Source organism: Aminiphilus sp. (genome assembly GCF_029975095.1).
GTDB lineage: Bacteria > Synergistota > Synergistia > Synergistales > Aminiphilaceae > Aminiphilus.
Window position 1 is genome coordinate 1 of the sequence record NZ_JARKPW010000033.1, and the last position, 14,418, is coordinate 14,418.

General features: G+C 64.5%; 13 protein-coding genes. 5 read left to right on the forward strand and 8 right to left on the reverse strand.

Annotated features, from left to right (window positions below):
• The 5 genes from Q1K49_RS02110 to cls all read left to right on the forward strand — a co-directional run.
• Nucleotides 1-798 (forward strand): efflux RND transporter periplasmic adaptor subunit (locus Q1K49_RS02110; protein WP_300522242.1); only part of this gene is annotated, 798 nt, incomplete at its 5' end.
• A complete protein-coding gene (locus Q1K49_RS02115; protein ID WP_213692767.1) occupies nt 795-1,721 on the forward strand; it encodes an ABC transporter ATP-binding protein in 927 nt (308 codons plus the stop codon). The genes Q1K49_RS02110 and Q1K49_RS02115, both read left to right, overlap by 4 nt.
• Entirely contained in the window at nt 1,718-2,641 is a 924-nt protein-coding gene (locus Q1K49_RS02120; protein WP_213692766.1) for an ABC transporter ATP-binding protein, read from the forward strand. The genes Q1K49_RS02115 and Q1K49_RS02120 overlap by 4 nt, the downstream gene beginning before the upstream one ends.
• Nucleotides 2,638-3,756 carry an ABC transporter permease gene (locus Q1K49_RS02125; protein WP_300522247.1) on the forward strand — a complete coding sequence of 373 codons (1,119 nt, stop codon included), beginning with the start codon at nt 2,638-2,640 and terminating at the stop codon, nt 3,754-3,756. The genes Q1K49_RS02120 and Q1K49_RS02125 overlap by 4 nt, the downstream gene beginning before the upstream one ends.
• Nucleotides 3,757-3,947: 191 nt before the next feature.
• Nucleotides 3,948-5,555 carry a cardiolipin synthase gene (gene cls, locus Q1K49_RS02130; protein ID WP_029166274.1) on the forward strand — a complete coding sequence of 536 codons (1,608 nt, stop codon included), beginning with the start codon at nt 3,948-3,950 and terminating at the stop codon, nt 5,553-5,555.
• A gap of 15 nt (nt 5,556-5,570) precedes the next feature.
• Here the strand turns inward: cls and Q1K49_RS02135 are convergent, their stop codons facing one another.
• The 8 genes from Q1K49_RS02135 to sfsA form a co-directional block, all read right to left on the reverse strand.
• On the reverse strand, nt 5,571-5,696 hold the full coding sequence (locus tag Q1K49_RS02135) for a hypothetical protein (protein WP_300522252.1): 126 nt from the start codon (nt 5,694-5,696) through the stop codon (nt 5,571-5,573).
• 727 nt (nt 5,697-6,423) lie between these two features.
• Nucleotides 6,424-7,077: a hypothetical protein gene (locus tag Q1K49_RS02140; protein WP_029166273.1), complete on the reverse strand. Its 654-nt coding sequence runs from the start codon at nt 7,075-7,077 to the stop codon at nt 6,424-6,426.
• 122 nt (nt 7,078-7,199) lie between these two features.
• Nucleotides 7,200-7,553: a hypothetical protein gene (locus Q1K49_RS02145; protein ID WP_029166272.1), complete on the reverse strand. Its 354-nt coding sequence runs from the start codon at nt 7,551-7,553 to the stop codon at nt 7,200-7,202.
• Nucleotides 7,554-7,757: 204 nt separating this feature from the next.
• A complete protein-coding gene (locus Q1K49_RS02150) occupies nt 7,758-8,651 on the reverse strand; it encodes a diguanylate cyclase (RefSeq protein ID WP_213694424.1) in 894 nt (297 codons plus the stop codon).
• Between the two features lie 14 nt (nt 8,652-8,665).
• Nucleotides 8,666-10,984: an ATP-binding protein gene (locus tag Q1K49_RS02155; protein WP_300522258.1), complete on the reverse strand. Its 2,319-nt coding sequence runs from the start codon at nt 10,982-10,984 to the stop codon at nt 8,666-8,668.
• Nucleotides 10,985-10,994: 10 nt separating this feature from the next.
• Nucleotides 10,995-12,269 carry an HDOD domain-containing protein gene (locus Q1K49_RS02160; RefSeq protein ID WP_300522261.1) on the reverse strand — a complete coding sequence of 425 codons (1,275 nt, stop codon included), beginning with the start codon at nt 12,267-12,269 and terminating at the stop codon, nt 10,995-10,997.
• 22 nt (nt 12,270-12,291) lie between these two features.
• Nucleotides 12,292-12,987 carry a protein-L-isoaspartate(D-aspartate) O-methyltransferase gene (locus tag Q1K49_RS02165; protein ID WP_300522264.1) on the reverse strand — a complete coding sequence of 232 codons (696 nt, stop codon included), beginning with the start codon at nt 12,985-12,987 and terminating at the stop codon, nt 12,292-12,294.
• A 146-nt stretch (nt 12,988-13,133) separates the two neighbouring features.
• Nucleotides 13,134-14,411 (reverse strand): DNA/RNA nuclease SfsA, encoded by a 1,278-nt coding sequence (gene sfsA / locus Q1K49_RS02170; RefSeq protein ID WP_300522266.1) that lies wholly within the window; start codon nt 14,409-14,411, stop codon nt 13,134-13,136.
• Nucleotides 14,412-14,418 lie beyond the last annotated feature (7 nt).

Genomic DNA, 14,418 nt, shown 5'->3' on the forward strand with positions numbered 1-14,418 from the left:
GTGGGAGCGAACCTCTCCCCGGGGACTCCGGTGGCTGGGCTCTCCGGGCCGTACGTGGAGGCCCAGTTACAGCGGGACGTGGCCGCCCTTGCAACGTCCAGGGCGCTGCTGGAGGACCTGCTTCTGGGAACGGGTCCGGAGGAAATCGCCCAGACCCGGGCGGGAGTGTATGCGGCCCTGTCGCGCTTCGACATGGCGAAGAGCGACTACGACCGCTTCGAACGGCTTCACAGAGAGCAGGTCATCGCGGACAAGCAGTTCGACGAGTACCGGAACGCTCTGCGCGTGGCGCAAAGCGACCTCGCCGCCGCCCGCGAGCGTTACGCCCTGGCCGTGGCGGGGCCACGAACAAAACAGATCGAGGCGGCACGCCACGAGGTGAACCTTCTCGGCGCCGCGCTGGCCGCCTCCCGCTCGACCCTGGCGGACACGCACATCGTCTCCCCCGTGGCGGGCGTGGTTCTCGCAAAGGGATTCGAGGAAGGGGAATACGTGCTCCCCGGCGGCGTGGTGGCGGAGATCGGCCGCTACGAGGACTGCTGGATCCGCCTCTACATTCCCTCCACCCTGCTGGGACGGATTTCCCTGGGGGGAACCGCGGAGGTGCGGGTCGATTCCTTTCCGGGACGGGTTTTTCCCGGCGTCGTCTCGGAGATCGCCCAGGAGGCGGAGTTCACGCCCCGGATGAGCCTTCATCCGGACGAGCGGGCAAACCTGGTCTTTCGGGTGAAGGTCTCCGTCCCGAACGGCGACGGCGCCCTCAAGTCGGGCATGCCCGCGGACGTGATCTTTCCGTGATCCGCGTCGAAGGGCTCTGCAAATCCTTCGGGGCCGTCCAGGCGGTTCGGGAGGTCACGTTCGACGCGGCGCCGGGAGAGCTGCTCGGCATCGTCGGCCCCGACGGCGCGGGCAAGACCACTCTGCTGCGCCTGATGGCGGGACTCCTCGCCCCCGACGCAGGACAGGTGCACCTCGCCGCTCCTGAAGGAAGGGGTACCCCGATGCGGGGCTACATGCCCCAGCGCTTCGGCCTCTACGGGGAGTGCACCGTGGAGGAAAATCTCCACCTCCTGGGGAAACTCTACGGAGCCACGGGAGAGCAGATCCGGCAAAGGAGCCGGGCGATTCTGGAGCGAACCCGCCTCTTTCCCTTCCGGGACCGCCGGGCGGCGGCCCTGTCCGGAGGCATGAAACAGAAGCTCGCCCTCGCGGCCTCGCTGCTGCACGACCCGGAGCTGCTCCTCCTCGACGAGCCCGGAACAGGGGTGGACCCGGTCTCGCGCCGGGAGATCTGGCGGATTCTCTACGACCTGCACGAGGAAGGAAAGACCCTGGTGCTCTCCACGCCCTATCTGGACGAAGCGCAGCTCTGCACCCACGTGGCTTTTCTTCACCGGGGGCGGCTCGTCGCGCTGGGAACGCCCGGAGAACTGTGCCGCACTGCCTCGTGGCGGATTCTCCGCCTGCGGTCGCGATCCCGGCTGGTGGGGCGGACACTCTCCCACCTGGAGGGAGTCCGGAACGTGAATGCCTTCGGAGACGCCTACCACATCGCCGTGGAGGCAATCGGCCCGGCACGGTCGCGCATCGCCGCCGCCCTGGCCGATCTCGGTCTCGATCCCTCGTTGGAACTGGAGGAGCTCTCCCCCACTCTCGAGGATGTCTTCGTGGAACTCACCGAGGGAAACGCGGAGGAACGCGCCGGAGGCGCCCCGTCATGATCGCCGTGGCGCTGGAGCACCTCACCAAGCGATTCGGCGACTTCGTCGCCGTGGACGACGTCACGCTCTCCATTGAGGAGGGGTGTATCTACGGTTTCCTCGGCCCCAACGGATCCGGCAAGAGCACCACCATCCGCATGATCTGCGGGCTCCTCTCCCCCACATCGGGAACCGTGCGGGTCCTCGGCACGGAACTCGCCGGAAACGGAGGGGCCGGCGGGAACGGGACGTCCCTGCGCCGCCACATGGGGTACATGTCACAGAAGTTCAGCCTGTACGGGGATCTCACCGTCCGGGAGAACCTGGACTTCTACGCGGGGATGTACAGTCTTTCGGGAACAAAGCGAAAGGAACGCGTGGAGGCCATGCTCGCCATGGCCGATCTGAATGGGCGGGAGAGGGTTCTCACGTCGGCGCTCTCCACGGGGGTCCGGCAGCGCCTCGCCCTTGGGTGCGCCATGCTCCACGAGCCGAAGATTCTCTTTCTCGACGAACCCACGAGCGGCGTGGACCCGGGGTCCCGGCGACGCTTCTGGGAGCGCATCTACGATCTCGCCGAGGGTGGCACCACCGTGATGGTCACCACGCACTTCATGGACGAGGCGGAGCACTGCGACCGCCTGGGGTTCATCTTCCAAGGGAGACTCATCGCATCGGGAACGCCGGAGGAGCTGAAGCACCTCCCCGGCGGAACGCTCTACGCCGTTCCCTCGGAGGCACCCATGGCATTGCTGCAGGAACTGGAGCGCGCCGCACCGTCGGGCCTGCTCGACGCCTATGTGTGCGGCAACTCCCTGCACGTTTTGGCGGAGGGCGGCCTTCCCGGACTGCTCGACACCCGGGAACACCGGGTGATCTCTCCATCGCTGGAGGATGTGTTCGTGTTTCTCGTGAGAAAAGGGAGGTCGACCAGAGAATGAGACGTCTCGCCGCACTGCTCGTCAAGGAATTCATCCAGATGGGAAGGGACCGCATCACGCTGGCGATCATGGTGCTCATCCCGGTGGTGCAGCTCATGATCTTCGGTTTCGCCATCAATACCGAGGTGAAGCATCTGCGCACCGTCGTCTTCGACCAGAGTCGGTCACAGCAAAGCCGGGACCTGCTCGACGCCTTCACCGCGTCGGGCTACTTCGATCTCACCGGCGAGGCCCGAAGCTTTGGAGATGTGGAGGACGCCATCCAGAGCGGCCGCGCCGCCGTGGGCATCGTCGTGCCCCCGGATTTCGCGGCCATCCGGAACAGGGGACTCCCCGCCCCGGTGCAGGTACTCGTGGATGCCTCGGACTCCATGTCCTCCGCCTCGGCGATCAGCGCCGCCCAGATGCTCGGCATGGTGCAGCGCCCCTCCCGGACACCCCTCGGCGTCGGAGCGGGCGCGGCCGCCCTGCCTCTCTACGACGTGCGCATCCGCCCCTGGTACAACCCCGATCTGATCTCCTCCCACTACATGGTACCGGGGATTCTGGGGACCATCCTCACCATGACCATGATCATGCTCACCGCCATCGCCATCGTCCGGGAGCGCGAGCAGGGGACGCTGGAGCAGCTCCTCGTCACCCCTCTGCGGACGTGGGAACTGCTGGCGGGAAAGATCCTCCCCTACGTCATCGTGGGCTACGTGCAGCTCACCCTGGGGCTGCTCGTGGGCAGGCTCGTCTTCGCCGTCCCCCTGGAGGGAAGCCTTCCGCTGCTCTATGCCCTGTCGCTTCCCTTCATCGTGGCGAGCCTGGCCTGGGGCGTCTTCATCTCCACCGTTTCGAGAACCCAGATGCAGGCCATGCAGCTTTCCTTCTTCGTCATGCTTCCGAGCATCCTTCTCTCGGGGTTCATGTTCCCCCGGGAGGCCATGCCCGCCTTTTTCTTCCAGATCAGCCGCGTCCTCCCCCTCACCTATTTTCTCCAGATCGCCCGGGGGATCCTGCTGAAGGGAGTGGGCATCGAGCACCTGCGTGGACAGGTGCTCTCCCTGACTGTACTCATCGCCCTCTTCACCATCGGCAGCCTGCTCAAGTTCAAAAAAACGCTGGAGTAGCGGTTTTCGCAGGGAAGGTCCGACCACCGGGGGCGTCTCTCCGGGGAGGGAAGTCGCGCCGCCGGAAATGCCGGAGCGGGAGCCCCCCTCTTTCGCCTCCTCCGGTTTGATCGTACAATGCCCTCGTATGCTGTGGACATCCGCCCGGGCGAAGGGGCGAAGGAATCCGCAGCCGGGGAGGGACGCGATCCGTGCGGGCGAAACCCAGACTGGTCACCATCACCGCCACGGCGGTGCTCATACTGCTTCTGGTCCTTCTGCTCCCGGTGTTTCTTCTGGGCATCCTGCACGTGGACCTCGTGGGCATCGCCCGTACCCTCCACTCCTTCTTCCTCCGCTGGCAGGGGCTTCTTCCCCATGTCCTGACCCTCTACGCCGTGCTCATCGGCGTCATCGTTCTTCTGGAGAACCGAAATCCCGACAGGACTCTCGCGTGGATTCTCGTGCTGGTGCTCCTTCCCGTGGTCGGGCTCCTTCTGTACCTGTTCCTCGGCCCGAGGATCGGCAAGGGGAAAATCCACGAGGAATATGCCCACCGACACCCGAGTAGGCGAAGAGCGGCCATGGAGAAAAGGGCGACGGAGCAGCTCCGCTTCCTGAGGAGCCGGACCCGGCTGAAGGAAAAGCTCGAACCGCTTCCGTGGAAAACCATGACGCTCCTGCTCAACATCTCGAAGAGCCCCGTCACCATCCGCAACCACGTGACGGTGCTCACCAACGGGAACGCCACCTTCCAGGCCCTGTTCCGGGACATCGCCTCGGCAAAGCGGACGGTACACCTGGAATACTTCGCCATCAGCAACGACGGCATCGGAAGAAAGCTCAAGGAGCTGCTCGAAAGGAAAGCCCGGGAGGGCGTGACCGTGCGGCTTCTCTACGACGCCGTCGGAAGCTGGAAGCTCGGCCCCGAGTACGTGCAGGACCTTCGGGATGCGGGCGTGGCGGTGTCTCCCTTCCTTCCCGTGTCGTTCCCCGTGCTGCGCCGGCGGTTCAACTACAGAAACCACCGGAAGATCGCCGTTCTCGACGGCCGGGTGGGCTTCGTCGGAGGGCTCAACATCGGCGACACCTACCTGGGCAAGAATCGCCGCCTCGGCTTCTGGCGAGACACCCATCTGCGCATCGAGGGCGAGGGAGTGGCACAGCTCCAGACGGTCTTCGCCTCGGACTGGCTCTTCTGCCGCAAGGAGACCATCCCCGAGGAGGAACTCCACCCCGAGAGCGCCTCCTCCGCCGCTCCGGCCACCCTTCCGCGGACGTTCCTGCAGATCGTGTCCAGCGGCCCCGACACGGACTGGTCCGCCATCTTCCAGGGCTACTTCTCCCTCATCACCTCCGCCAGAAAGCGTCTGTGGATAACCACGCCCTACTTCGTTCCCGACGGAAGCATTCTCATGGCCCTGAAGACCGCCGCCCTCAACGGCGTGGACGTGCGCCTGCTGCTGCCGTCAAAACCGGACCACTTCATCGTCTACTGGGCCACCCGCTCCAACCTGGACGAGCTGCTCGCCTCGGGCGTGCGGGTGTTCTGCTACACCGGGGGATTTGTCCACGCCAAGATCGTCCTCGCCGACGGCGTCGCCTCGGTGGGCACGGCCAACATGGACATCCGCAGCCTGGAGATCAATTTCGAGGTGCAGTCCTTCATCTATGACAGGGCCATCACGGCCCGCCTGGAAAAGGACTTCCTGAACGATCTGGGGCAGTCGAAGGAACTCGATCTGCACCGGCGGCGCCACCGCCCGCTGTACGAGCGCTTCCTCGAATCGACGGGACGCCTTTTCTCCTCCCAGCTCTGACGCGGTACCCCGGCGTCAGGCTCCCAGCCCGACCACTCGCCCATTTCCGATGGGAAGGTCCGCCTTTGCACCCTCGTCCCTGCGCTTGGGCACCCCCTCGCCCGCACACCCGTTTTCGGGGGAGGAAGCGCTCTCGCCCATTCTCGCCTCCTGTCCCATTCGCCGGTCCTGCGGGACACCACAGCCCCTCCGTATCTTTTCGGCCTGCCTTTGGTTTTCTCGTGCAGATCGTGCCGAAATTTCACGGCGAAGCGTGCACGAATGCACCGAACCCCCAAAAGAGCAACATCTCCCGGCGCGAAAAACCAACCCGAGAAATACAGCATTTGCAAGTGCTGAAATTCTTTTTCTCCATCCGTGGGGTAGGGCATGGTGTGCACCAGGGGTAGGGTATGGTGTGCACCAGGGTAGGGCATGGTGTGCGCCAGGGGGTCTATCGCGTTGGTTTCGTGCGATTTCCCCCCATTCACGTGGGGAAGAAGCTTTCAATCCAGTACAGAAGGCAACGGCTCGCGGTTTACTTCCAACTTGTGTGGGGAGGCGGTCAACAAAAGAAAAAAAGCTCTCTTCGCTTGGCCGGGCCGGCATCAAGTTCACCGGGGGTGCAAGCGTTGAGAGCTTCCTTGGAGTGAATTATGAAGATCGATGTCGATCTTGACAAGATTTGGCTCGGCGATTACGGTTGCTGTATCGAAGAGCGTTGCTTGCGGGGTCCCGTACGCCGGCGGCACCAGATGCCCGGCCGACCGTCCCCAAGCAAGGCTCCTTTTCGTATTTATGTACAAAAGCCTTCTCCCCGGTCCGGGCAAGTTCGCCGCCCGGACCGGATGAGAAACATACTCCGTCACCTTTTATTCCGCGTCGCCTTTTATTCCGCCTGAAGGGCAAGCTCCCCGAAGGTGACGCTCGCCTTGGAGTACTGGGGGAGCGATCCCGCGTAGAGCGCGGCGGTCTTGACGGTGGAGATGGAGACGAGGCGCGACGAGTCGCCTTTGTCCGCCCGGAGGATGAGTGTGTCGTTCAGGTAGCCCGCGACCTCGCCGGTGTTCACGTTGTAGTCCATGCGCAGGGTGAAGGGAATCTGCGGATAGGTGATGGTTTTTTTCTTCAGATAATCCACCTCGTCCCGGTTGGCGATGCCGATCTGCACGCTCCCGTTGTCCTTGCCGGTGGAGGCTTCCTGACGAATGGCGAAAAGCAGGTCGATCTCTCCGTTGCCCAGGGCGATTCCCGCGATGCCTCTTTCCTGAACGGAGGTCACTTCGGTGGAAATGGTGAAGCTGTTCCGGAAGTTGGCGTTCTTGGGAAGGGAAAAGTACTCGAACCAGTTGAAGTCCGCCCGTTTCACGAGAATGGTCATACTGCCGGAGCCGGATGTGACCAGGGCATCACCGTGGTCCTCCGCGTCCTGGTCATCCAGGGGAAAGTAAATGTCAAGGGCCTGTCTCGCCTCGGAGGGAACGAGGGGCAGCAGTCCCACGAAAAGGGCGCAGAGAAGACAGAGCATGACTCCACGTCTCATTGGTTTCGAACCTCCTTCACTCGTGTCGTCCGTCGCGGCGCTCCCCGCAGGGCACCTTGCTCCCGGAGACGAAAGGCGCTGCCTGCAGGGTCCCGCCGTGGCTCCGCCGGAGGCGGGACGGATCAGTTGGCCGTGAGAAACTCGATTTTATAGGAGTAGTTCTTGAGAACGTTCGTGAAATCGATCTGGAACGACCTGGTGCTGTTGCCCTCGAACCTATCCAGACAGAACATGAAGGTGTCCACGGTCTTGCCGTTCACGTCGAAGAGATGGAGATTGAAGCAGGCGTGCTGATAATACTCTCCCGTGGTGCTGGTGATGTTTCCGGAGCAGCGGAAGATATTGCCCGTCAGGGGCACGATGGTCACGTCGCCGTAGAGGAATCCGCCCCCCGCATCCTCCTGCGCGAAGGCGCCTCCCGCCAGCAAGAGCAGCAACAACACCGATACGAGCGATGTTCCCCATGATTTTCTCACAGTCGCCACCTCCATGTTCGCTGTTCGTCCGTCGTTTTCCCTTGAGACATCATTCCGCGGTACAGCTCTAAATCATCTAAGGGCTCCATTCTACTCTTTCTCTCGTTGGCTTAAAAGAGCCCAGGGTCCCGGGCAAAAGCGGCAAAAAGCCCGTCGGGGCGGAGGGAACGGCGCGGCAGAACGCACAGGGCGGAGGAGGTTTCGTCATTCCGGGCGGCACCGTGCGCTCCGGACCAGGTTGCGCCCGCCGTTCTTCGCTTCGTAGAGCGCCGCATCGGCTCTCCGGAGAAGCGTCCGTTCGTCCTCGTCGCCACCGAAACCGGCGACGCCGATGCTTGCCGTCACGAACACCTTCTCCGACAGAAAGGCCTCGCTCTCGAACTGTCCCCGGATCCGTTCGCAGATCTCCTCCGCGGCCTCCCGAGACGTTCCGGGGAAGAGGAGCAGAAACTCCTCGCCGCCGAGGCGGGCCGTCACATCGTAGGAGCGGACCAGCCCGCGGAGGCGCTGTGCGGTTTCGCGGAGCACTTCGTCTCCGCCTCCATGGCCGTAGGTGTCGTTGATCTCCTTGAAGCGGTCCAGGTCGAGAACGGCCACGGAAAGGGGAACCTTCTCCCGTCGCGACCGGGCGCACTCCTCTTCCAGGCGCTCGAGACCGGCCCGGCGATTGAGCAGCCCAGTGAGGACATCGTGGCGGGCGTTGTAGCGGAGCATTTCCTGAAGTTCCACGATGCGCCGCCCTACGTCGAGGCGGACTTTCAGCTCCTGGGGGTCGAAGGGTTTCACCACGTAGTCGTCCGCACCGGCCTCAAGCCCCCGCACCACATGCTCCTGCTCCCCCTTCACGGTAAGAAGGATCACGTAGCGGTAGGGGTCCTTTTCGGAGCGGGAACTTCTCAGGCGGCGGCAGATCTCCGGCCCCTCAAGTCCCGGCATGAGCCAATCCATCAGGGCAAGGTTCGGCCCATCCGCGGCCTCGAGAAGACGCAGCGCCTCCTCGCCGTCGGAGGTGCTCACCACGGCATACCCCCATTTCTTCGTCAGGCATTCCAGCATAGTGCGGGTGGCAGCGTCATCCTCGGCGATCAGAATCTTCACGGCTTCCTCCTTTCTTACCCTTCTTTTTGTTCCCGTCTCCATCCCTGGCCGGACATTCTGTCCAGGAACCGCCGCATGGCCTCGGCGGCGCGGGCGAGTTCCTCCTCGAGTTGCCATATCGCGCTCTCCCTGAATTCCTGTTTCGTCAGAAAATGCGTTTCCTCGATTCGTGCCGAAAGACGCTCCACTCTCCCGGCGGCGACGTTCGCCGCCGAGCCGCGGATGGCATGGACGAGGGCGTGCAGTGCCGCCGGCTCTCCCGATGCCGCAGCTTCGCCGAGGGCGATCCGGAAGCGGTCCGTATCCCCGAGAAACACCCGGATTACCTGCTCCGCAAGAGCGCCGTCTCCCTCAACCCTGGCGAGCAGGATCTCCGGGTCGAAACTCTCCGGGTCCGGGGCATTTTCCACGGCATCCGTGCCCTGCAGCGCACCCACGCCGGCGTCGCCCGATTGCACCGAAAGCCCTTCTCCGTTCGTCGTGTCCCTCCGGGGCGAGGTCCCGTCACCTCCAAAGAGACGCTCCGGGGCGAACACCCGGCGGAGCGACTCCCCCAGGTCCCTGGAGGAGACGGGCTTGACGAGGTAGTCGTCGATTCCCAGCGCCAGATGGCGCTCCCGGTCCCCTTTCATGGCCTGGGCCGTGACGGCGATGACGGGAAGGCGCCGCAGGTGAGCCGGCGAAGTGGGGTCGCGCAGGCGGCGCACCACCTCTGTTCCGTCCATGCCGGGCATGCGCATGTCCAGGAGCACCGCGTCGAACGCTTTCTCCGACAGCGCCCGGAGCGCCCCCGGCCCGTCCTCCGCAGCGACGCTTCCACACCCAAGTTTCCGGAGCAGCCCCTGGAGCACCACTCGATTGGTGGCGTTGTCGTCCACCACGAGAAGGAGCCGCCCTTCCCCGTGAAAAAGGGGGGGAACGCTCGCAGCCCAGGCCTCCGCCTCTTCTCTTTCCGCCGCCGTTTCGCCTTTCCGCTCCGGCGGGAGCGCGGAGGAGGGGCCGGGAACCCGGAGAGGCAGGGAAACGCTGAACACCGACCCCTGTCCGACGCGGCTCTCCACACGAATCTCGCCTCCCATGAGCTCCACGAGCTTCCGGGAGATGGCGAGCCCGAGCCCCGTACCGCCGTACCTGCGCGCCGTGGAGGCATCGGCCTGAACGAAGGCCTCGAAAAGATGTTTCCGGTTTTCCTCGGAGATGCCGATGCCCGTGTCCCGCACCGCGAAATCGAGACGGGGGCTATGGCCGTTTCCTCCCGGCACGGCGGCGGGACTTTCGAGCGACACCTCCAGGGAAATTTCCCCACGCTCGGTGAACTTGAGGGCGTTGCCGAGAAGATTCCGCAGCACCTGAGCAAGGCGAAGGCGGTCTCCCAGAAGACGCTCGGGAAGGAAGGGGTCGGCGAGGACGCGAAACGCGAGCCCCTTGGCCTTCGCCAGGGAGGAGGTACTCCGCACCAGCTCACGGAGAAAGCCCCGAAAATCGAAGGCGGCCTCCTCCAGCTCCATCCGTCCCGCCTCGATCTTGGAGATGTCCAGCAGGTCGTTGAGAAGTCCCAACAGAGAGATGGCCTCACCGCGGACGGTCTCGACCATGGCGCGCTGCTCCGCATCGAGGAGCGTGTCGTCCAGCAGCTCCGCCATACCGAGGATGCCGTTCAGCGGCGTGCGGATCTCGTGGCTCATGTTCGCGAGAAAGAGATCCTTGGTACGGTTCAGACTCTCCGCAAGGCCGTAGAGTTCCGCGTCCTGGAGCTGACTCGCCGTGGCGTTGCACACCACCGTCAGAAAAGCCCGGGCGATGTCGGGAATGCCCGCGGGGTCCTCGCCGAGAACGCCGAAGAGAAGCCCCACGGTCCGATGGTTGGGGGTCATCATGGTGTGGAGCAGAAGCGGCTGCTCTCCTTCGGAGGAGGTGACGATGACGGGCTTGTTGCGGTCGATGGACCACGCCACGGTACCGTCGTCGATGAGGAACTGCAGTTCCCTTTCGAGAAACGGCAAGGTGTCGCCGGGATCGCAGTAGGTGCAGGTCATGTCGAGACCGTCGCTGCTGACGAGGTGAAAAGAGACCGCGCCGAGGCGAACGAAGGAGCGCACTTTCTGGGACGCCTCGTGCAGCACCGCCGCAGGGTCCAGGGCCTTGTCCACCGGCAGCAGCGGGCCGCCGGAGCTGAGCGCCGCGTCGAGAATACGCAGGGTGGTGCGGCGCTCCTGCTGGAGGGAGCGCACCTGCTCCTCCAGGGACGTCGCCTGTTCCGAAACGCGGCGGAGCTGTTCCCGAAGCTCCCGGATCGTCTCTTCCGGCGAATCCCGAACCGTGTCGTCCGTCATGATCCGCTCCTTACACCCCCGCCTCGCGCTGGGGGAAGAAGATGTTCATCGTCTCCTGCATCTGCCGTTCGCCCTGGACGAGAAGAGATTCGAGGGACGCCGGGGAGAGTGCCAGGGTCTTCCAGGCCTCCTTCTCCAGCATGGGAACGAACCAGGAGCCGCTCGTCCCCATGCGGAGGGCCAGGGCGAACACATCCGCCGCGTGAATCACCGCCGCGTCCTCGGGATGCTCGCAGGCGAAGGGATCGTGATGGTCGCCCACCAGATGTCCGATGGTCTCGGGAATGCGCCACTCCCGAAGCAGAAGCTGGCCCAGGTGAGCGTGGTCGAAGCCGAAGAGACGTTTCTCGATGCGGAAGAGAGGGATGCGGGCGTAGACGGCGAGCCGGAGTGCAAAGGTCATGAGTTCGGGCATCTTGCGGTAGAGCACCAGCCTGCCGATGTCGTGAAGAAGCCCCGCAAGAAAGTAGCGTTCCTCCGAGGGCTTGCGTTTGGCGTAGGCGAGGATGCGCGAGAAGACGCCGCAGGCGAGGGAGTGCTCCCAGAAGGAGCGCATGTCCACGTACCTCTCGGGGACATGGCGGAAGAAGTTGATGGTGGACACCGCCAGGGCGAGGGTGGTGAGTTCGTTCACGCCGATGATGGCGATGGCCCTCGGAATGGACTCGATGGGTGTGGGAAAACCGTAGAAGGAGCTGTTCACCAGGCGGAGAAGCCGGGCGGAAAGGCTGGGGTCCTTGCTCACCACCTCGCCGATGTGCGCGGCGGAGCTGACCGGCGACTCCAGCACTTCCTTGATCTTGAAGTAGATATCGGGATAGGAGACGAGCCGGACCTCGTTCCGGACCAGCGTGTAGGGAGAAATGGGCTCCAGGGGAAGTCCATCCCGCAGGGGCATCTGGGGAGGACGGTCACCCCGCTCCGGAAGCTCCGGGAGGGAGATGCCTTCCTTCAGCTTGCGGGCCGTTCGGAGTACGCAGAGCCGCCGCAGCTCCCGCATGCAATCGTCCCCGTAGGCCGCGGGGGGAAAGTAACTGTCAACGATCTCGTCGCTCCGGCGGCGCAGTTCCTCCTCGTTCAGGGCGAACTCCTCCGGGAGGGTGATCTCCTCCCCGCCCTTCTCCACATCCACCTCCGACACGCCCCAGACCTTGAGCATACGGACATGGGCGCTCCTCACCACGGCGCCCCTGGCGAGAATCATCCGCCCGTTCGGCGCGTGGAGATCGTTCGCGAGGACCATGCCCTCCGCAAGGGCGTTGACGGTGATCAGCGCCACGGACACCGCCGCCCTTCCATGGGGGCTTTCATTTCGGATCCTCCGGCGCTTTCGGGGACGACGCTTCCGGATCCTCCGACTCCACTCCCTCCAGCAGGGGAACGTAGCGGCAGAAATCGTACCACTCGTCCTCGTGGAGATTTCCGTTTTTTCGCCGCACCAGGAGGCGCTCGCCGAAGAACGGCCCGGCGAGGGGGACGACGAGAACCCCGGTCCCGGAAAGCTGTTCCATCCAGGCAGGTTCCACCTCTTCCGCCGCGGCGGAGACGACGATGCCGTCGTAGGGCGCGCCGGGCGCCCATCCGAAGCGTCCGTCCGCTGTGCGGATCTCTCCGGCGAGCCCCAGGGAATCGAGCCGCTTTCGCGCCACAAGGGCCAGGGCTTCGATGCGTTCAAGACCGATCACCCGCATGCCCATGGCGGCGAGCACCGCCGTTTGGTAGCCTGACCCGGCACCGACTTCGAGCACATTGCCTCCCTCGGAAAGACAAAGAAGTTCCGTGACCCGGGCCACCATGTAGGGCTGGGAGATGGTCTGCCCGTACCCGATGGAAAGCGGCCGGTCCTCATAGGCGGCTCCGGCGACAGCCTCGGGCACGAAAACATGCCGCGGCACGGAACGCATGGCGGCGCACACCCGCGGATCCGCGATACCCCGTGCCTCTATCTGCCTCCGGACCATGAGGTCCGCGGCCTTTTGCCACCCGGTTCCGTCGCGGTGCATTCCGGCCCCCCCTTCCCGGAGTCCTTTATCCCACATTTTTTCAGGCTTGTCGCAAACTTTTCCCCAACGCATCCCATGCATTCCCGCACACCCGGCACCGCCGAAGGCACTGCCCCCGCGGGGGAACGTCGTGCCGTTCAATCCTTCTAGAAAAAGCGCGCCGCGCCCGTCGCATCGGCGGACGCCTCGATCCGTGCGGAAACGCGTCCCATGCGAAAATCCAGAAGCGTCTCCACGAAGTCCCGTTGCAGCAGGGGATTTTCCGTCCACCCGAAGAGATGGCTCGGACAGGCGCAGTCCGACGACCCGAAACCGGGAACGCGCCACGCCGCGAGCGGGGCCAGCACCTCCGCCAGAGCGCACTCCAGGTTCTCCCCGGTACGGACGGGAAGCGCCGCGACGAACGCCGCATGTTCCCGAAGCCAGTCGATGTGCCAGTGCAGCGTCTTGCGGCGTCGACGGTGCCGCGCCGTCCGCGCCGCGAGGTGCCGCACCGCGGAGCCGACGTACACGTAATATCCTTCCCGGAAGGGCAGCGCACCGAGTCTGCCCACCTCGATCTCCCGCGCCTCGGGAAGGTGCAGCACCAAGAGGTAGGCCCCGCCGTCCCGGCACTCCGCCTCGGCGACATCCCAGGGAATGGCGAGCTGCCGCACGGGACCGTCCCGGTCGAGGGCGGGGATGCCCCCGCGCTCCCGCCAGTCCACTCCGACCGCCGTGATGTCGAGGGCGTGCCGCGCCTCCAGAAGCGCCTTGGAAAAGGCGTAGTCCGTGTGGTAGTCCGGCAGGAAAAAGCGCACGTCCCCGGACTGAACGACGAAAAGAACGCCGCAGCGGTATCCCTCCCGGGCGAGTTCCGTGAGTTCCTCCACATGTTTCCGCCCCCGGGCGGTCTCTGCGTCCGGAAACATGGCGAGTTTCCGATGAAACAGGGTGCAGGACTTGACCTCCAGAAGGAAGGGAACCCCGTCCTTGCGCAGAAGAAAATCGAAGCGGCTGTTTCCGAGGGGATACTCCGCCTGGAGCACCTCCGCCCCTTCCAGGCCGGGAACAAGGTTGTTCCGCAGGAGATACGCCGCCAGGGCGTTGGTGCGGATGGTATCCACCATGACCCAGCTCTCTCCCCTGGCCACGGCCAGAACACGACAGGCCAGTTTCCCCCCCTGGCGCGGAGCCAGGAGAAGCAGAGCCCCGGGCAGGAGAAGCTCCCGAAGTTTTCCCGGATTCGGCAGGTGGGCCCGCAGAGGACGTCCTTCCACAAGACACTCCACCTCAAAACGGTTGTGCCGCTGGAGAAAGACTCCCTCCACACCGTACCCCTGCGGCACAAGGAGAAAAGGTTCCGCGCCGTCGTCGCGGAACCTGCGGAATCGTTCCTCCCGGAGGGGGACATTCCAGGGGAACTTCCCCATGAAGTCCGGCATGTTCCGG